Here is a 17983-nt window from a genome sequence, read left to right as displayed (position 1 = left end):
TTAGAAATTGATATGTCCGCGTAAACCAGCGACGATATCGTAATCAGCACGAAGCCCGTCACCAACCAACAACTGTAGATCAGGTGTGATTTGGAGATTAAAGGGTGCTTGATAGCGATAGAATACTTCAAGTACCGCTTGAACATGACCTTTTACGGAGGAATGCCCTACGCCAGCTCCAATCCCGACTAGGTCATCTTCTCGCACTATCTGTCCAATACCGATGACTGCCATTCGATCAAGGTCTGTTTGCTGCCCTTGGCTTTCAGCAATGCGGGCAAAGAGCGATCTATCCATTTCGCTATAATGTTGCTCGAAGGTTAAACTAAATCCGAAGTCATTTTTAAGATCTTCTGTCGCATCGGCCCCCCATGCTAGAAGTTGCAGATGGTTGCTACAGTGATCTTCATTTCCCCATTCGTAGCCACATTGGATTCCGCTAAAGAGATCACTAGCATTGAGGTCGAAGTCTACTTGCGCTCCAGATTTACTTGCCTGTACTTGGGTGAGGACTCCTGTGAGACTGAACTTGTCATTAATTTGCCAACGTCCAGTAGCTCCTGCTCCGAATCGAGGGAAAGCTACTGTGGGGTTGGTAGAGAAAACTCGGTTGAGAAAGGATGTTTTCGCGCTTCTTAGTGCATGATTGTCTATGCGGCTTTCGATGGAGAGTTGTCCATAGCGCAGCTCTAGTTTGCCATCATGAAATACCTGTTGAATATAGAAATCGGGTATTTCAAAGCCACTATTGGAAAATCCATCAGTGGTGCCCAAGAAACTCCCAATGGCGGGAGCCAACTCAGCAGCCGATAAGGCTAACAATTTATGGCGGTAACGGAATCTAAATTTGAGGGACAGAGCACCATCTTGCGCAACACCAAGCTTATTAAGCAGAGGGCTCGGGTATTTTTCATCGATGAAGACATAGCGCCCAGTGAGAGCTGTCTCGGCTGAAGCTCCACTTTTACTATCTACAACAGCACCCTGTACTAGCGCACTGTATGTAAGTGAAACGTCAAGTCGATCGTTACGGAAAATCGACTGTGAAGAAGTGTCACTATTTTTGAGGCCGGCTAGTGAAAGGTCTGCGGACTCATCCACCCCTCCCTGTACAGCAGAAGTTAGCAGAAGGCATAAAGCCATGCTATACCGTAAAAAATGCATTGATTCCATATCTGAGTGATTGCCTCTCTTTTGTCAATCTAGCTCTACCATAGTCATACTTTCTAAATATTTAAAGTGAGTGAAATAGCGACGTAAATTGTTTCATTTTCACCCTAGTCATTGAGTTGTTTTTGCAATATATCTCGTACTGCTATGTCGATGAACACTCTAGAAAATGTTAGAGTGTTCATCGGTTTTCAGATAACTCTTACCTTCATTTATGAATAAACCTATCTTCTCTCTACCGTTCATTATTTTTGCATGCACGACATCTCTGGTTTGCGCTCAGGAAACTGCCGAACCTACTCCAATTAGTAGCGAAAAGGAAAGCCCTAGTCGGAGAGTTATCCTTCGAAAAGGCATACATCTTCCTTCATGGAATGAAGGGAAGAGCAAAAAAGAGATCACAGATTTTATCAATGCGGTGGTTGATAAATCCAGTGACAGCTATGTCAAACCAGCAGATCGGGTGGCGGTCTTCGACAACGACGGTAATCTGTGGGCCGAACAACCGATGTATTTTCAGGTCTTGTTTGCGTTCGATCAGGTGAAAAAAATGGCTCCGGAGCATCCTGAGTGGAAGAAACAGGAGCCCTTTAAGTCCATCCTAGAAGGAGACACTAAGAAGGCGCTCGAGGGCGGCAAGGAAGCATTACTCGAACTGATGGCAGCAACGCACACAGGCATGACTACTGAAGAGTTTGCTAGCTCAGTGCGAGAGTGGATTGATACAGCGGAACACCCAACTACTGGAAAGTCGTACAAGAAGATGGTCTATCAGCCAATGATAGAGCTACTTGACACACTGCGCGCAAATCGTTTTCAGACCTATATCGTCTCAGGCGGTGGAATTGATTTCATGCGAGTCTTCGCAGAAGAGGTCTATGGCATTCCGCCTGAGCAAGTGATTGGTAGTTCGGTGGAAGTAAAATTTGAAATGCGTGATGGTGTGCCAGTAATCGTTCGCGAACCAAAGATTGGCTTCATCGATGACGGCCCAGGCAAGCCAGTAGGGATTCACACACATATAGGGAAGCGTCCAATTGCTGCTTTTGGCAATTCTGATGGCGATCTTCAGATGCTACAGTGGACCGCTGCTGGTGAGGGTGAGAGCCTTTGTGTCTATATTCACCATACAGATGCCGAACGCGAGTGGGCATATGATTCACCATCACATATTGGTCAGTTAGATAAAGGCCTGACCGAAGCAAAATCTAAGGGCTGGACTGTCGTCGACATGAAAGCCGAGTGGAAGACCATTTTTCCTGAACAAGAGCGTCCAAACCGAAGTCTTGAACCACGAAAGAGATCTATACCGAAATAATAAAACAATGAAAGTAACACCATGCGCTTAAGTTAACGCGCATGAGTGTTGTCTTAATAGCGTTGTTAGTTGGTATGATTACGAGTGTGAATCAAGAGGAAGCGGAACGGTGACTTTCCTTTTTCTTTTTATCTTAGCTTGGATGCTCGCCAGTGCTTTTTAGCTTGGTCGGGAAGATTGTTTTTTTTGAGCTACCTTGTAGAAATTATTCAGTGGTTCCTGCGTTTCAGTAGTCAAAAAACGAGCTGTATCATACGAGATGAAGTATACTAACAAGTAAGGAGCTTGGTTTCCTCTTGGAGTATTTCTACGTAGCGTCTAGCCAATGGTGAAGGAATAGGTTGTAAGGGTAGAGCTATCGAGAACTGTGCGTTCGGCATCTGTTGACGAGAACGCAGCTGACAAAGCTGGTCTGTGAAGTAATCGTTGTGATTGATAAATGCGTGACTCAAGAGAATCGCGTCACTTTGTGTAGCCATGAGATAGAGTGCTCGGTAATCGTCGCATTCGTGAGCTCTATGGATATCCTTTACTGCTATGCCGTCTTCTCGACAGAGTTCATGCAGGTGTTCTTGGTATATAGGGGGAAGGAACTGCGAAAGGAGAGGGTAATCTACAAAGTCTGAGAGACTAACATGATCCTTTTTTAGTAATGGGTGGTTTTTGCGAACCCACCAAAGAGCTTCAGTTTCTAAGAGGCTAATCACCTCAAATTGCCTCTCTTTTTTTAAGACCTGATCTATTCCAATGATTAAATCTAGTTCGCCATTAGCTAAGAGTTCCATGAGTCGCATCACATTGCCCAAGACTGTAGTGATCTCTACTTTCGGATATTCTTTGATGAAGCGTGTTCCTAGTTTTGGCTGTAGCATGTCAGCGATCGTTGGGTTCAAGCCCACACGTAATGAACCGTGATCTATCGAGTCAAATTGCGCTAGTTTTGGTTTGATCGCCTCTACGCTTTGGAGAATCGTTTTTACTTCCTTGAGCACCTGCTCTCCATGCGGAGTAAGAAACATTTGTCTTCCATGTCGTTGGAGGAGCACGGCCCCATAGTATTCTTCTAAGAACTGTATACTGCGGGTCAATGATGATGGACTGATGTGGATAGTTCGAGCCGCTTGTCGAATACCATTGGAGTTAGCTACAGCTATAAAGTGTTGGAAGTGGCGGAGCTCGATCATTGTTCTCTGAAGAACAACATGAAGAATTAAAAATAACAACAAAGACTATATAATGTTGCTGGTTGGACAACGGTTGTGACGTTAGATTTCAATTCTATATAAGAGATTATTTAAATCTTTTCGATTGAATAGAAATTTTTAATTAAAATGAAACCATTAACAAATACGATTCAGTTCCTTAAAAATAGAGGGAAATTGCCTGTATGCAGCGTTATGTGTACCGGGCTAATGATTAGCGGAATTGGGTTAGCTTCAGGTGAAGTTATTACTCAGAAGCCTAATATTTTACTCTTAGTTGCAGATGATACAGCGTTTGGCGATATTGGAGCTTTTGGCTCAGAAGTGAAAACTCCTAACATGAACAGGATTGCTCAGTCTGGAGTAAGATTTACCAACTTTCATGTGTCACCAGTTTGTTCTGTAACGAGGTCAATGCTACTTACTGGTAATGATAGTATTGAGGTTGGACTGGGAGCATTTGACTACTCTGTTTATCCGGCTACGAGAGGAAAGAAAGGTTATGAAACTTACCTTACGGATGATGCTGTAACTATCTCCGAACTGCTAAATGACGCTGGTTATGAAGTATATAAATCAGGGAAATGGCATTTAGGTGGCGATAAGCCAGGAAGTAAAGGTCCTTTGGTCTGGGGATTTACTAAGGAATTCGGAATTTATTCTGGTGGATCGAACCATTGGAATAACTTGGCAATGACTCCAGATTTCCATGATCCAGAAGGACTCACTAAAAAAAGGGTGGAAGAATGGACGTTAAATGGAAAACCATTTGATAGGCCATCTGGAATTTATTCGGGTGAAATCTACACGAAATATATGTTAGATTTTATCAAGGATGGAGCAAAAAAAGAGAAACCGTGGTTTGCTTATATGGCATTTACAACGGCTCATTTTCCGATCCAAGCTCCTGAGGATTTGATTATGAAGTACTATCCTATGTATCTAGAGCTTGGTTACGCGGGCTTAAAAAAAGCTAGATATGAAAGTCTTAAAAAGCATGGTCTTATCTCACATGAGGCTACAGAAGCTCCATTTAATAATTTGACTAAGAGATGGGAGGACCTGACCCAAAAGGATAAAGAAAAGCAGGCTAAGATCATGGCCACCTATGCAGCTATGATTGAAGACCAAGATAACCGAATCGGTCAAATTCTGGACTATCTGGAAACTTCAGGTCAGTTAGATAATACGCTAGTTGTATATCTAACTGATAATGGTCCAGAAGGTCTTGAGCCAACCAACCCTAAGACTGGTAACCCTGAGCTGGCGAAGTGGATTGAAAATCAATTCGATTCTTCATTTGAGGCTATCGGTACAGCAAACTCCGAGAATGTCATTGGTACTTCATGGGCAAATGCTGCTACTGGTGGTTTACAGTGGTGGAAGTGGTTTATCGGCGAAGGAGGTATCAGAGTGCCCATGATGATCGTCCCTCCTGGTGGATTTAGTGAGCATTATGAACGTGCGGGCGAAAAATCTAACGCTGTAGTTTATGTGAAAGATATACCGATGACCATATTGGAGTATGCAAAAGTAAAGCACCCAAAGACCAAGTATAAAAACCGTGAAATCGTTGAGCCGAGTGGAATAAGTATTAAACCATTTCTTGATGGAAAATCTGAGGAAGTGAGATCTGAGAAAGATTGGTGGGCATTTGAATTATTTGGGAATGGCTACCTTATGCAGGGTGAATTTAAAGCAATGAAGGTTCGTACCGGTATGTTTGGTGACGGTAAGTGGCACCTCTATAATGTTGTTTCAGATCCCTCAGAGTCTAAACCGTTAGAGTCTAAACACCCAGATAAACTCAAAAAGATGATTAAGCTTTATGAATCTCATGTAACCCAAAATAATATTCTAGAAGTTGATGCGGCATGGAATCCATTCCAAGGCGCGAGTGAGTAGTAGAGCAAAAATTGTTTGATGTTATGCCTCGTAAATAAGAGGTCACTTCTGTATTAGTGTATTCTCTCAATAATGAATTTTTCAAATTAAACTAAATTAGAATGAAACCAAAACTACGTACATTTGGATTCCTGAAATTCTCAGGAGCTAAATTTATAGTCGGATCGGTCGTTGCAGCTACAGCTGTGATCATCGGTAGTGTAGACTCCGCGTCTGCAGCAGATAAGAAAAAGCCTAACATTCTCGTCATTTGGGGCGATGATGTCGGCCAGTCTAACATCTCAGCCTACACTAAAGGCATGATGGGTTACACCACTCCCAATATCGACCGTATCGCTAACGAAGGTCTGATCTTTACAGATTACTACGGTGAGCAATCGTGCACAGCGGGTCGTTCCTCCTTTATCATGGGACAGAGCGTTTTCCGTACAGGCCTTTCCAAAGTGGGCCTTCCGGGTGCGCCAGAAGGCATGAGCGAAAAGGACATCACCATCGCTGGTGTGCTCAAAGATCAAGGCTATGCTACGGGACAGTTTGGGAAGAACCACCTTGGAGACAGGGATGAGATGCTTCCGACAAACCACGGATTCGATGAGTTTTACGGTAACCTTTACCACCTCAATGCTGAGGAAGAGCCTGAAAATGCGGACTACCCAGCTGACATGAAAATGCCAGACGGTCGCACATTCCTCGAGACCTACGGTCCACGCGGTGTGATCAAGTCGTCCGCTGACGGCAAGATCGAAGACACTGGCCCACTCACTAAAAAGCGTATGGAAACTGTCGATGACGACACTTCCGCTAGAGCGATCGACTTCATCCGTCGTGCGCACAAAGCTGACAAGCCATGGTTTGTTTGGTGGAGTGGTACTCGCATGCACTTCCGTACTCACATGAATGATGAGAAAACGAAGGAGATCAAAAAAATGTACCCTAAAGCTGACGAATACTCATGCGGAATGGTTGAGCACGACATGCACATTGGTGATTTCCTCAAGGTTCTCGACGAGCTCGGAATCGCGGACAACACCATCGTTCACTACTCCACAGATAACGGCCCACACTACAACACGTGGCCGGATTCAGCTGCCACACCGTTCCGTGGTGAGAAGAATACGAACTGGGAAGGTGGCTGGAGAGTTCCTTCTGCTGTGCGTTGGCCTGGTGTTGTGAAGCCTGGTTCTATTTCGAATGGAATCGTTCACCACATGGATTGGCTCCCTACCTATGCTGCTGCTGCTGGTAACAAGACGATCAAGCAAGACCTCCTCAAGGGATACACTGCTAAGTCACTCGGACGGACCTACAAAAACCACCTCGACGGCTACGACCTTTCAGCGCACCTCGCTGATCCACAAAAAGTGGAAAGCCCACGTAAAGAGATTTTCTACTTTACTGATGACGGTGACCTTTCCGCTCTCCGTTACGGACCATGGAAATTGATCTTCATGGAGCAAAAGACCGTCGGTGGTTTCCGTGTGTGGATGGATCCATTCGTGCCTCTCCGTGTGCCACTTATTCTCAACCTTCGTCGCGACCCATACGAGCGCGCTCCGATCACATCGAACACCTATTATGATTGGTTGCTAGACCGTGCGTACCTTCTCATACCTGCTCAGGCATACGTCGGTCAATTCTTTGAGACGTTCAAGGAGTTCCCACCACGCCAGAAAGCTGCTTCTTTTGACCTTGGTCAAGTGTTGGAGAAGCTGTCAGAGCCCGTGAATAAGTAAAATAAATTTCCTCAAAGCGTGCTCATTCTGAGCACGCTTTTTCTTCCTTAATTAAGCTTCTACATTAAATGAATATTAAAAACCTGCTCCTAGCTGCCACCTGCTCTCTAGCAATCGGCACCTCAGTCCAAGCGGCTGACAAACCCAACATCCTGATTATTTGGGGTGATGACATCGGCCAGTTCAACCTCAGTTACAACAATCGCGGTATGATGGGTTATATGACTCCAAACATCGATCGCATCGCCAACGAAGGCGCTCTCTTTACTGACTGGTACGGTCAGCAGAGCTGTACCGCTGGTCGCGCAGCCTTCATCACTGGACAGTCACCCATGCGTACTGGTCTCACTAAAGTAGGCCTCCCAGGTTCTCCTGAAGGGTTGATGGTAGAAGATCCTACGATTGCAGGACTTCTTAAATCTCACGGTTACATGACTGCTCAGTATGGTAAAAATCACCTTGGCGATCGTGATGAAATGCTCCCGACTAACCATGGATTTGATGAGTTCTACGGCAACCTCTACCACCTCAACGCTGAGGAAGAGCCAGAGAATGAAGACTACCCGACAGACCCAGCATTCAAGAAAAAATTTGGCCCTCGAGGTGTAATCGAAAGCACTTCAGACGGTAAGATCAAGGACACTGGTCCACTCACTAAAAAGCGCATGGAGACGGTCGATGGTGAAGTCACCGCCAAAGCCCTCGATTTCATGGATCGCGCTAAGAAAGCAGACAAGCCGTTCTTCCTCTGGTGGAACAGCACACGTATGCACGTCAATACGCACCTCAAGCCTGAGTCACGCGGCAAGACTGGTCTCGGCATCTATGCTGACGGCATGGTCGAGCACGATTTCATGGTTGGGCAACTGCTCGATAAACTCACAGAACTCGGTCTCGATGAAAACACAATCGTGATGTACTCCACAGACAATGGCGCTGAAGTATTCACATGGCCAGATGGTGGCACGACGATGTTCCGCGGTGAAAAAGCAACCCAATGGGAAGGTGGATTCCGCGTTCCTACCGCTATTCGTTGGCCTAAAGTCATCAAGCCAGGAACTGTGATCAATGAACTTTGTGCTCATGAAGACATGCTTCCTACACTACTTGCTGCAGCGGGTGACACCACTGTGAAAGAAGACCTCCTTAAAGGTAGAAAAGCAATCAACAGAGACTACAAAGTGCACCTCGACGGCTACAACCTACTCCCCTCGTTCAAAGGCGAGACAAAGGAATGGCCACGTAAGGAATTCATCTATTGGACAGATGACGGAAACGTAGCTGCACTACGCTTCAACAACTGGAAAGCAACATTCCTCCAGCAAGAAGCTCATGGCATGGACGTGTGGATCAAGCCTTTCACCGTACTTCGTGCCCCGGTGTTGGTGAATCTACGTATGGATCCTTTTGAGCGCGCTCAAGAAGAAGGTGTGGGTTACCCGCAATGGTGGATGGACCGCATGTATATGATCGCTCCAGCTGCCAGCTATGTAGGTGAATGGTTACAGAGCTTCAAGGAGTTCCCACCACGTCAGAAGCCTGGAACCTTCAGCCTCGACCACGTGATGGAAAGCATCAACAAAAGCGCTGGCGACAAGTAATAAGTCTCAAAATAAATCGGGATGTTTCAGCAGTGAAGTGTCCCGATTTCTATTTTTTTAATATCTAGTATTCTAAATTTTCTATGTCGTCACACGCATCTATTAAGCAGCTCCAAGAATGTATGGAGGCTTCTATCATTGGTCAGGAATCCGTGGTTAAAAGCATTCTCCTTAGCCTCCTCTGCAATGGAAATATCTTGTTAGAAGGACTTCCTGGATTAGCAAAAACACGTGCGGTGAAGAGTCTTGCAGAGCATTTGGTAGCAGACTTCAGCCGAATTCAGTTCACCCCAGATTTACTTCCTTCTGACATCACTGGTTCGGAAATGTACTTGGGCGAAGACTCTGCTGAGCGCTTTGAGTTCAAGGCTGGTCCTATTTTTGCCAATATTGTCCTCGCGGATGAGGTGAACCGAGCTCCTGCCAAGGTGCAGGCAGCGCTGTTAGAGGCGATGGAAGAACGCCAAGTGACTGTGGCTGGCGAGACGCATAAGATGCCGCCACTCTTTATGGTGATGGCGACTCAGAACCCGATTGAACAAGAGGGAACCTATCCGCTTCCAGAAGCGCAGATGGATCGATTTTTAATGCATGTCTCTATCGATTATCCGAGTGATACCGATGAAAAGGCCGTGATGCGCCTAGTGCGTGGAGAGTCTGTCGCGGGTGCAAAGCAGGTGGAGAAGGTATCCGTACCTCAAGAAGCTGTCTTTGCTGCTCGGGCTGAAATTGACCAAATCGAAATCAACGATGCGATGGAAGAATATATTGTAGCGCTTGTTGCTGCGACTCGTAGACCTGCAGATTTCGATGCTGACTTAGCGCGCTACATTCAGGTTGGAGTGAGTCCTCGCGGGACTATTGGTCTCGATAAATCCTCGCGAGCACATGCGTGGTTAGAAGGTCGAACCAGTGTGACTCCAGATGACATTCGTGCAGTAGTAGGAGATTGCCTACGTCACCGTATAGGCCTCACTTACGAAGCGCAAGCGGATGGCCTCACGAGCAATGATGTTATTGCCAAGCTCGTCAAGTTGGTGGCAGTAGCGTAGGGAAAATTAGGAATTAGGAAAAACTTCTGTGGACTGGACTAAAATAAAGCGAGTGAAGGGAGAAAGCCCAGCGGAAACGCAGGGGGTCTACGCTTCTCTTGAGGAATTGATTCGTCTGCAGTTTTTAACACGCGACTTTTCTTTTTTACCGAGTCAGCCAGTGCAGTCGGTTCTGGCTGGGCGCTACGCCTCACGCCTTCGTGGTCGTGGCCTAAATTTTGAAGAACTGCGCAAATATCTCACGGGCGATGATGTCCGGATGATCGACTGGAAGGTCACCGCACGGACGCGTGAACCTTATGTGCGAGTGTATACGGAGGAAAAAGATCGCTCCGTCTTAGTGATTTGCGATCAGCGCATGAACATGTTTTGGGGCACGCGTGAGCGGTTGAAATCTGTCACGTCAGCACAGTTAGCGGCACTTGCTAGCTGGCGAGCCACCGCGGTGGGTGACCGAGTAGGCGCAGTAGTTTTTAATGATGAGCAGATTATCGAGCATCGACCTCAGCGTAGTCAGAAGAGTGTGATGGCTGTGCTTAACTCAGTGGTTAAAATGAACCACGAGCTGCATGTTGAGTCAGAGCAGGAGCCAAATCCCGCAATGCTGAATGAGGCTCTAAAGAAAGCTCTAAAGTTGGCGACTCACGATATGTTGGTGGTCATAGTGAGTGACTTTTATGGTGTCGATAAAACGACCGAGAAGCTCACGGCTAAACTGGCGCAGCACAATGATGTGTTAGGCCTGTTAGTTACTGACCCTATTCGCAACGATCCTAGCTCACACCGGGTGACGGCGAGTGATGGTAAGCTCCAGGTAGAGCTACCCTTTGATCGTAAAGTGGTACGGGAAAAGGTAGCTGAAAGCTATAAGCAAGAACGCGAACAGATCACCCACTTTATGCGTAAGATTTCTGCTCCCTTGTTAGAGGTGAGTAATGAAGGAGATGTGGTGCAGCAGATGAGGAAATTACTAGGAGTGCCAGCGAGGTAAGTCATGGAGAATTTAAGCTTAAATGATCTGCGAGACTTCTCGGAACCACTGAGCCCCAGCTGGTGGCCGCTTGCGCCTGGGCTTGTCTTTGCATTGCTCTTGAGTGCGTGGGTTATCCTTTGTCTGGGATGGTGGTGGCTGCAAAAGCGCAAGGCTTCGGCCTACCGACGTGCTGGCCTGGCATTATTAGAAGAGGCGACCACGCTGCGTGATCTTTCTGTGGTGCTCAAGCGTGTGGCGATGGTCAGCTTTGGCCGTGAGCAAGTCGCTTCCCTCTATGGAGCGGAATGGGTCAGCTACCTTGAAGCATCTTGCTCAGGGGTGAGCCTAGAGCCATTGACTGATGCAAGTGCGCAAGCTGTCTCAGCGGATGTACGTAAGCAGGCTTCAAAATGGATTAAGGAGCACCAATGTTAAGTTTTCTCCATCCTTGGTTATTTGTTTTGGTTCTTCTTCCGCTTGTTTTGTGGAAGGTGCTACCGGCGTATCGACAGGCGCGGCAGGCGGTGCGTGTGCCGTGGTTTCACCGCGTATCGAAGCTGGTAGGAGGTACTCCTTCTGAGGGGGCTGTAGTGGCGGAGACGCGATGGCTACAGCTGCTCTTTCGTTACTTCTTATGGATTTTGTTAGTCGGTGCTTTGGCCCGTCCTCAGTGGGTAGAGCCAGCTATTTCACGTGTCACGCCGACCCGTGACCTCCTTCTTTTAGTAGACCTCTCGGGCTCGATGGAGACCAAGGATTTCACAAATAAAAAAGGCGAGCAAGTGGATAGACTTACCGCAGTAAAAGAAGTGTTAGATGACTTCCTTACTCGACGGGAAGGTGATCGAGTCGGTCTGATTGTCTTTGGAAATGCCGCATTTGTGCAGGTTCCATTTACTCAAGATTTAAAGGTGTGCCGTCAGTTGCTCAATGAGACTTCGACTCGGATGGCTGGGCCACGAACAGCCTTCGGAGATGCGATTGGGCTGGGGATCACCATGTTTGAACGCAGCGACAACGAGGATAAGCTGATGATCGCTCTGACGGATGGTAATGATACGGGGAGTAAGGTGCCACCAGCGGAGGCCGCCTCCATAGCTCGTGATAAAGGCATTGTGATTGATGTGGTAGGAGTGGGTGATCCTAGCGCCACAGGTGAAGAGAAGTTAGATGAAGAAGCTCTCAGTGCCGTGGCAAAGAACACTCAGGGGCTGTACTTCCATGCGGATAATCGTGAGGAGTTAGAAAGCATTTACACAGAAATTGATCAGATGGGGACGCGTGAGATCGAATCCGAGTCCTATCGTCCGCGTCGTGATCTGTTCCACTGGCCTTTGGCCGTGTGTCTATTGCTGAGTCTTATAAGCTCTGCTGTCCACTGGCGTTTGCAAACTAAGGAGGTAGAGCATGCTTGATTTTCACTTCATTCGCCCATGGTTCTTGCTGGGACTCCTGCCTGTGCTTGGTATGGTGTTTCTTTTGCTACGCAAACAGCAAGACGGAGCAGCCTGGATGAAATTCATGGACCCTCGTTTGCTGAAACACCTATTAGTGGGTGAGGGGAAGCAGGCCAAAATCAAGCCAGTGCAAGTGCTGAGCATTATTTGGATACTCAGTGTGATAGCCTTGGCTGGACCGAGCTGGCGCAAGCAGCCTTCGCCATTTTCAGATGACCAAGCGGGCTTAGTACTGCTGCTCAAACTCAGTGGTTCTATGGAAGCCACGGATGTGCAGCCATCGCGGATGGAGCGAGCTAAGTTTAAAATGCGCTACCTATTAGAGCAGCGTAGCGGCGCAGCCAGTGCATTGATTGTTTATAGTGGAAGCGCTCACCTTGTGATGCCGTTGACTAAGGATGATGCTATTATTTCAAGCATGGCAGAAGGCTTGACGCCTGAAGTGATGCCTAGTCAGGGAGATGATTTAGCAGCAGCTATCTCTACTGCTGCAAGCTTGCTAAAAGATGCTGGAGTTCCGGGTTCGGTTCTGGTGATTGCTGACTCGGTCGACCCTTCACAGGCGGCGAGTCTAGCAGATGTGGCTCCTCAGCTGCCTGTGCAATTTCTTGCTATTCAGGCAAGTGGTTCAGCTGTCGATGCTGGGCTGGAGTCTGCAGCAGCAGCGAGAGGCGCTGAAGTCATTCGCATGACCGATGATGACTCAGACGTCCTGCGGGCGCAAAGTTTGGCTGAGAGTAAGATGCTCCATGCGGCGAGTGAGGACGGAAGTGAGCGCTGGCAAGATGCTGGGTACTGGCTGTTACCAGTGATTCTGCTAGGCGCCGGATTTTGGTGTAGAAAGGGTTGGCAGATTTGAGAGGAGAAAGGAAAAAGGGAATAGGAAGAAGGGTGTTCGCTACCGCGCTGGTGGGAGCTGTTCTCTTGTGCCTTGGAAATCTTATTTGGGGAGATGGTTTTGCTCTGCGGACTGCGGATCAGAAGGGGTATGGGCAGTATAAAAAAGGCGAGTACGAACAAGCGACGGAACAATTTTCTAGCCCTATGTGGCGCGGTCTGTCTCTTGCGAGAGCTGCAAATTTCAAGGAATCGGCAAATGTATTTTCAGGTATTCAGACTGCTGAAGGGTTCTATAATTATGGAACCTCTCTGGTAATGTTAGGAAAGTATTCTGCCGCGATTGAGGCATACGATAAAGCGCTAGCATTGGGGCCGAGCGAAGATGCGAGCACCAATCGTGCAATCGCTGAGGCGCGGATGAAAGCCCTAGACTTCGAAGGCGGAAATATGACTGATGGTATGATTGGCTCTGATGGAATTACCTTTGATAAAGGTAAGGGACCGCCAAAAGAGGACGCCGGTGAAGAGGTGGTTCAAGGTGGTAAACTTAACGATGCACAGATGCGTGAAGTCTGGCTGCGTAAGGTACAGACCAAGCCTGCCGACTTCTTAAAAGTAAAATTTATGTATCAAAACGCAGAGCCTAAAGCGGAAGGAGGAACGAATGAATAAGTGGCTTATTCTCGCCTTTACTCTGCCTATGGTTTTGCAAGCTGCCGATCCTGTGGTGGTGCGCACTAGTGTGCAGCCTACTGAGGCATGGCAAGGGCAACGCGTGCAGTTCACCATCGAGGTGTTAGGGAGAGACAGTTGGGCTCAGATTCCTAACATACCGGCTTTGAAGGTCACTGGCGCCTATGTGCTGCCAGCGGAAAGCCAGGGGGTACGGAGTCAGGAACAGATCGATGGAGCCTCCTACACAGGTCAGCGCTACGAGCTTTCTGTGTATCCCCAGAGCGGTGGGGCTATCCAAATACCAGAGACGCCTGTGCAGGTTTCCCTGAGCACCTTCGGCAGTGGTACTGCGCCGACTACTGTAGACGCCAAACTTCCTGCGACAGAGTTCCAGTGCAAGGTGCCTCCCGGTGCCGAGGGTGTAAAATGGCTGGTCAGTACAAACCAATTCAAGGCCACCCAGACATGGTCGAGTGAGGCCACAGAGCTGAAGGTCGGCGAGGCACTGAAGCGGAGCATTTCTCTCACTGCCGAGGATGTCTCAGGCATGGCATTTCAGCCGATCGAGTTCCCGCCGATGCAGGGGCTGGGGATCTATCCGTCAGAGCCGAGTGTGCATGACCAGCGCGATCGAGGCAGCCTGAGTGGAACCCGTGAGGAAGAGGTGACCTACATTTTCCAAGGAGCTGGGGTTGCCGATATTCCAGCCATTGAACTGGTCTGGTGGGATGTCCAGAATGAGCAACTCAACAAGGTAGTTCTCGAAGGGCGCAAGGTGACTGTGACTGGTGGAGCGACGGCTAGTTATCATGCTGAGCACAAAGCTGGCATCGACAAGAGCACATGGTGGTGGATCGCAGCGAGTATTTCGGCTTTCATTGCCTTGTGTCTGTGGAAACGAGCTACTCTACTCAGCTTATATAAGGACTGGAAACGCCAAGGTGCAGAGCGTGAGAAGCTGTACTTCGACCGCTTCAGTGAAGCTGCAGGGACAGGCGATATCCGTCACACGGTGGCTGCTCTGATGCAGTGGTTAGACCGGATCAATACGAGCTCCACACCCGCCCAGTTAGAGCCATTTCTACAGAGCTACGCTGAAGGGGAGTACGATCTAGAAAATCTACTCCACCAACCACGAGAACTCTACCCGCTGATGGTGTCGGCTAGAAAAAACTGGTTGAAAGCAGAGAAGCAGCGGGTGAAAGTAGATGCCCTCTTGCCGAAGCTGAATGGTTGACAGACTGTTAGATAAAAGGCTAAAGCCTATGCATGTCTCTTTTTAGTCGTTTGAGCAGCCTCGTTTATTGCATTGTTTTTTTGTCCCTTTTTCAAGGCCACTTGATGGCAGCTGAGCAAGTACTCCAATTGCTCGGTCCAGAGGGTAAGCCTGCTATAGGGCTAGACGTTTTTGTGTATCGATCTGCATATGATTCTGTGACTCAAGAGAAAGTCACAGCTGGTAAGAGTGATACACTTGGTAAATTTTCATTTGATCGGCCAGTTGCTCTGAAAGAAGAAAGAGACCGCTACACAATTTTGGTGGAATCAGATGAATTCGGTTTTAATTTTTTCAATCCATTTAGATGGGAAGCTACTGAGGAACTAAGATTGAGAGAGAATAGTGAGACCCTGAGTCTTAGGTTTGTAGATTCTGAAGGGAACCCTGTAAGAGGATTGAAATTCTCATTAGCGAACCTCTTTCTAGCAGAGACTCTTAACGCAAATTATAATAATAGCCACTTCTCTATGATGGAAGATCACACAACTTCTTTATCGAGAGTTTCCGATAAGAATGGGGAGCTAAAGTACTCGGGTTTACCCAAGGGAAGCCATGTGTACCTCAATCACAATGACCCACGATTTGCCAAGTTATCGGGGAGAAACAGCTACAAGTACAAGCTGAAAACTCAAGCAGGACTACAGCAAGTGACATTGCTTCCGGCTGCAAAAATTGTGGGTAAAGTAATTGGTATGGATGGCAATCCAATCTTAGGAGTCGAAGTGAGCTGTTTGACTAATTACCAGCCAAAATATGATGGTTGTGGAGGAACGACTATGACTACAGAGGATGGTGTTTATGAAATTGGTCAATTGCGCCCGAATAGCTATTCATTGAAGGCTGAGCTGAGTGAGGAAATGCAGGTGAACTATGTAGCTCCATTGTTGAGCATTAGCCTCAATGAAGGTGAGGTCTCTACAGGGCATGACATCCGTCTTGAAGAAGGTACACTCGTGCAAGGCTGTGTGCGCGATAAAGTAAGTGGGAAAAAGTTAACAGTTCAAAATGCAGTAGTAAGTGTTGTCCCTAAACCACAACTTTCGCCAGTTCAGTTACGCCGTGTGGATTTTAAACCTGATGGGTCGTATGCAGTGCGAGTTCCCAAGGGAAGACATACGCTCTATACTGGTGCAAGATTAGATGAGTACGACCATTCCTCAATAGAGAACTTTACAATGGATGCCAAATCAAGAGGTAGCATACTGCATGATTTTGAAATGGAACCCAAACTTGATGCGCACTTTGTGACTGGAAAGGTGGTTGACCAAGAGGGGAATGCGGTTGCTGACGCTTTAGTCAATGGAGTGGGAAGGAATTGGGGTCACAGTTTTCCTTCAACCAAGACGGATAGCTCTGGCTCGTTCCGTTTCTATGTGGGTAGTAGAAATGGTAAAGATTGGCTTGGAGTTTTCGCAATGACTGAGGATCTGATTTCTGTTGTGAAAAAGGTGGAGCAAGGAAACGAGTCTCAAATTGAAGTGAAACCTAAGGCTAGCCTGACGGGACGACTTGTAGACGGAAAAGGGGAAGCATTATCAGATGTATTAATTAGATATAATCTAGTGGGTTACTATCAAGGTGACATTGGAGAAAAAGCAGCATCAGAAGTTATGACAGATACTGACGGTAAGTTCACCTTGCCAAGAGTATTTCCAGATTTGAAAGCACGAGTGGAATGTCAAAAGAATGGTTTTAAGTCTAATTGGTACACATTGCCAGTTTTGAGCGTTGGGCAGTCGCATGATCTTGGAGACATTATCATGCAAGGAGAAGGGGGCTTGAAGGTTTCAGGAAGAGTTATCGATCGTGATGGCAAACCATTGGCTGCCATTATTAAAAGCAGAGGTAAGAATCAACATGGTCACCACTTAAGATCAGAGGCGGATGGTAGTTTTGAATTAGATAAGTTTGTGGAAGGAAAGGTCTATGTCTATGCAACCGATACCAAGTATAAATCTGGCCGAGAAATTGCAGGTAAATGGGTAAATGCAGGGGAGACTGATGTTGTATTACAGTCGAAGTTGAAAGCTCCGCCTGAATCAGTAAAAGGCAAAGTGGTGGATGCTGACGGGAGGCCGCTCAGTGGAATAGTTGTAAAGGTTTCTGAGATACACCAACCTAGGCTTGAAGTATCTACAGATAAAGAAGGACTGTTTCATTTGAAAGGACTCTATTCAGGTTGGTTAGATCTTAAGTTACAACGTTCATTGAGTGATAATGAGCCTGTGACAGTGAGGACAAAGACAGGTTTGGAAGGGGAAATCTTCGAGTTTATCAAGGAAGCTAGAGTTGATTATGAGAGCTTGCCTGAGAGGCATAATTGGATTGGTAAAAAAGCTCCTGAAGTCGAAGCCGAGCATTGGATCAACTCTCAGTCCTATGCTGCGACCAATCATGGGAAAGTTCGTATTGTCGACTTTTGGAACATTTACTGCGGCCCATGTGTGGCGAATTTGCCTAAAATCGAGAAGTTCTGGAAGGCGAATAAGGATCGAGATCTCGAGTTGATCCTCTTGCACACTAACATCCGTCAGGATGAATTTTTGGAGTTTTTGGCGAATCAGAAAAAGCATAAGCGGAAATATTCCATGCCGATTGCTTTTGAGTCTAAGCAACACTCAACACGTTGTGCATTCCAGCCGCGTGCCGCGCCCACCTACTGTGTGATTGATCAACATGGTGTCGTACAATTTTTTGATTCAGGTGATTGGGAGGGGGCTAAGAAGAAAGCTCTCGAATTACTGGATGCTATGGAGAAGGAGTGATAAGAAGTTTCAC

14 protein-coding genes are annotated in these 17983 nt (G+C 47.1%); 12 read left to right on the top strand and 2 right to left on the bottom strand.

The window, feature by feature from the left end:
* On the bottom strand, nt 1–1173 hold the full coding sequence (locus tag ACSHX2_RS07590; RefSeq protein WP_435692142.1) for a carbohydrate porin: 1173 nt from the start codon (nt 1171–1173) through the stop codon (nt 1–3).
* A gap of 211 nt (nt 1174–1384) precedes the next feature.
* On the opposite strand from ACSHX2_RS07590, the gene ACSHX2_RS07585 reads away from it, so the two are divergent.
* Nucleotides 1385–2488, top strand: a complete 1104-nt coding sequence (locus ACSHX2_RS07585) for an HAD family hydrolase (protein WP_435692140.1) — start codon at nt 1385–1387, stop codon at nt 2486–2488.
* Nucleotides 2489–2757: 269 nt separating this feature from the next.
* Here ACSHX2_RS07585 and ACSHX2_RS07580 read toward each other — a convergent pair whose 3' ends face one another.
* Nucleotides 2758–3672 (bottom strand): LysR family transcriptional regulator, encoded by a 915-nt coding sequence (locus ACSHX2_RS07580; RefSeq protein ID WP_435692138.1) that lies wholly within the window; start codon nt 3670–3672, stop codon nt 2758–2760.
* A gap of 147 nt (nt 3673–3819) precedes the next feature.
* Between ACSHX2_RS07580 and ACSHX2_RS07575 the strand changes: the two genes are divergently transcribed.
* The 11 genes from ACSHX2_RS07575 (at nt 3820) to ACSHX2_RS07525 (ending at nt 17970) form a co-directional block, all read left to right on the top strand.
* A complete protein-coding gene (locus ACSHX2_RS07575; RefSeq protein ID WP_435692136.1) occupies nt 3820–5595 on the top strand; it encodes an arylsulfatase in 1776 nt (591 codons plus the stop codon).
* Between the two features lie 101 nt (nt 5596–5696).
* A complete protein-coding gene (locus tag ACSHX2_RS07570; RefSeq protein WP_435692134.1) occupies nt 5697–7328 on the top strand; it encodes an arylsulfatase in 1632 nt (543 codons plus the stop codon).
* A gap of 68 nt (nt 7329–7396) precedes the next feature.
* Nucleotides 7397–8929, top strand: coding sequence for an arylsulfatase (locus ACSHX2_RS07565; RefSeq protein WP_435692132.1), 1533 nt, complete (start codon nt 7397–7399; stop codon nt 8927–8929).
* A gap of 83 nt (nt 8930–9012) precedes the next feature.
* On the top strand, nt 9013–9981 hold the full coding sequence (locus ACSHX2_RS07560) for an AAA family ATPase (RefSeq protein WP_435692130.1): 969 nt from the start codon (nt 9013–9015) through the stop codon (nt 9979–9981).
* A gap of 28 nt (nt 9982–10009) precedes the next feature.
* Nucleotides 10010–10972 (top strand): DUF58 domain-containing protein, encoded by a 963-nt coding sequence (locus ACSHX2_RS07555; RefSeq protein WP_435692128.1) that lies wholly within the window; start codon nt 10010–10012, stop codon nt 10970–10972.
* A gap of 3 nt (nt 10973–10975) precedes the next feature.
* Nucleotides 10976–11389, top strand: a complete 414-nt coding sequence (locus ACSHX2_RS07550) for a DUF4381 domain-containing protein (RefSeq protein ID WP_435692126.1) — start codon at nt 10976–10978, stop codon at nt 11387–11389.
* Nucleotides 11383–12369 (top strand): VWA domain-containing protein, encoded by a 987-nt coding sequence (locus ACSHX2_RS07545; RefSeq protein WP_435692124.1) that lies wholly within the window; start codon nt 11383–11385, stop codon nt 12367–12369. The genes ACSHX2_RS07550 and ACSHX2_RS07545 overlap by 7 nt, the downstream gene beginning before the upstream one ends.
* On the top strand, nt 12362–13270 hold the full coding sequence (locus tag ACSHX2_RS07540) for a vWA domain-containing protein (RefSeq protein WP_435692123.1): 909 nt from the start codon (nt 12362–12364) through the stop codon (nt 13268–13270). Before ACSHX2_RS07545 ends, ACSHX2_RS07540 begins: the two co-directional genes overlap by 8 nt.
* A 32-nt stretch (nt 13271–13302) precedes the next feature.
* Entirely contained in the window at nt 13303–13923 is a 621-nt protein-coding gene (locus ACSHX2_RS07535) for a tetratricopeptide repeat protein (protein ID WP_435692121.1), read from the top strand.
* Nucleotides 13916–15163 carry a BatD family protein gene (locus tag ACSHX2_RS07530; RefSeq protein ID WP_435692119.1) on the top strand — a complete coding sequence of 416 codons (1248 nt, stop codon included), beginning with the start codon at nt 13916–13918 and terminating at the stop codon, nt 15161–15163. Before ACSHX2_RS07535 ends, ACSHX2_RS07530 begins: the two co-directional genes overlap by 8 nt.
* 104 nt (nt 15164–15267) lie before the next feature.
* Complete coding sequence (locus tag ACSHX2_RS07525) at nt 15268–17970, top strand: redoxin family protein (RefSeq protein WP_435692117.1); 2703 nt, start codon at nt 15268–15270, stop codon at nt 17968–17970.
* Nucleotides 17971–17983 lie beyond the last annotated feature (13 nt).

This window comes from Rubritalea sp. (genome assembly GCF_051252225.1).
GTDB lineage: Bacteria > Verrucomicrobiota > Verrucomicrobiia > Verrucomicrobiales > Akkermansiaceae > Rubritalea.
The sequence above is the reverse complement of the archived record's forward strand: the minus strand, read 5'-3'. Positions and strand labels throughout refer to the sequence as shown.

Coding starts and splice junctions, on each gene's coding strand:
- ACSHX2_RS07550 (WP_435692126.1), top strand. CDS start 10,976: ATGGAGAATTTAAGCTTAAATGATCTGCGAGACTTCTCGGAACCACTG.
- ACSHX2_RS07575 (WP_435692136.1), top strand. CDS start 3,820: ATGAAACCATTAACAAATACGATTCAGTTCCTTAAAAATAGAGGGAAA.
- ACSHX2_RS07540 (WP_435692123.1), top strand. CDS start 12,362: ATGCTTGATTTTCACTTCATTCGCCCATGGTTCTTGCTGGGACTCCTG.
- ACSHX2_RS07590 (WP_435692142.1), bottom strand. CDS start 1,173: ATGGAATCAATGCATTTTTTACGGTATAGCATGGCTTTATGCCTTCTG.
- ACSHX2_RS07570 (WP_435692134.1), top strand. CDS start 5,697: ATGAAACCAAAACTACGTACATTTGGATTCCTGAAATTCTCAGGAGCT.
- ACSHX2_RS07545 (WP_435692124.1), top strand. CDS start 11,383: ATGTTAAGTTTTCTCCATCCTTGGTTATTTGTTTTGGTTCTTCTTCCG.
- ACSHX2_RS07530 (WP_435692119.1), top strand. CDS start 13,916: ATGAATAAGTGGCTTATTCTCGCCTTTACTCTGCCTATGGTTTTGCAA.
- ACSHX2_RS07525 (WP_435692117.1), top strand. CDS start 15,268: ATGGCAGCTGAGCAAGTACTCCAATTGCTCGGTCCAGAGGGTAAGCCT.
- ACSHX2_RS07565 (WP_435692132.1), top strand. CDS start 7,397: ATGAATATTAAAAACCTGCTCCTAGCTGCCACCTGCTCTCTAGCAATC.
- ACSHX2_RS07585 (WP_435692140.1), top strand. CDS start 1,385: ATGAATAAACCTATCTTCTCTCTACCGTTCATTATTTTTGCATGCACG.
- ACSHX2_RS07580 (WP_435692138.1), bottom strand. CDS start 3,672: ATGATCGAGCTCCGCCACTTCCAACACTTTATAGCTGTAGCTAACTCC.
- ACSHX2_RS07560 (WP_435692130.1), top strand. CDS start 9,013: ATGTCGTCACACGCATCTATTAAGCAGCTCCAAGAATGTATGGAGGCT.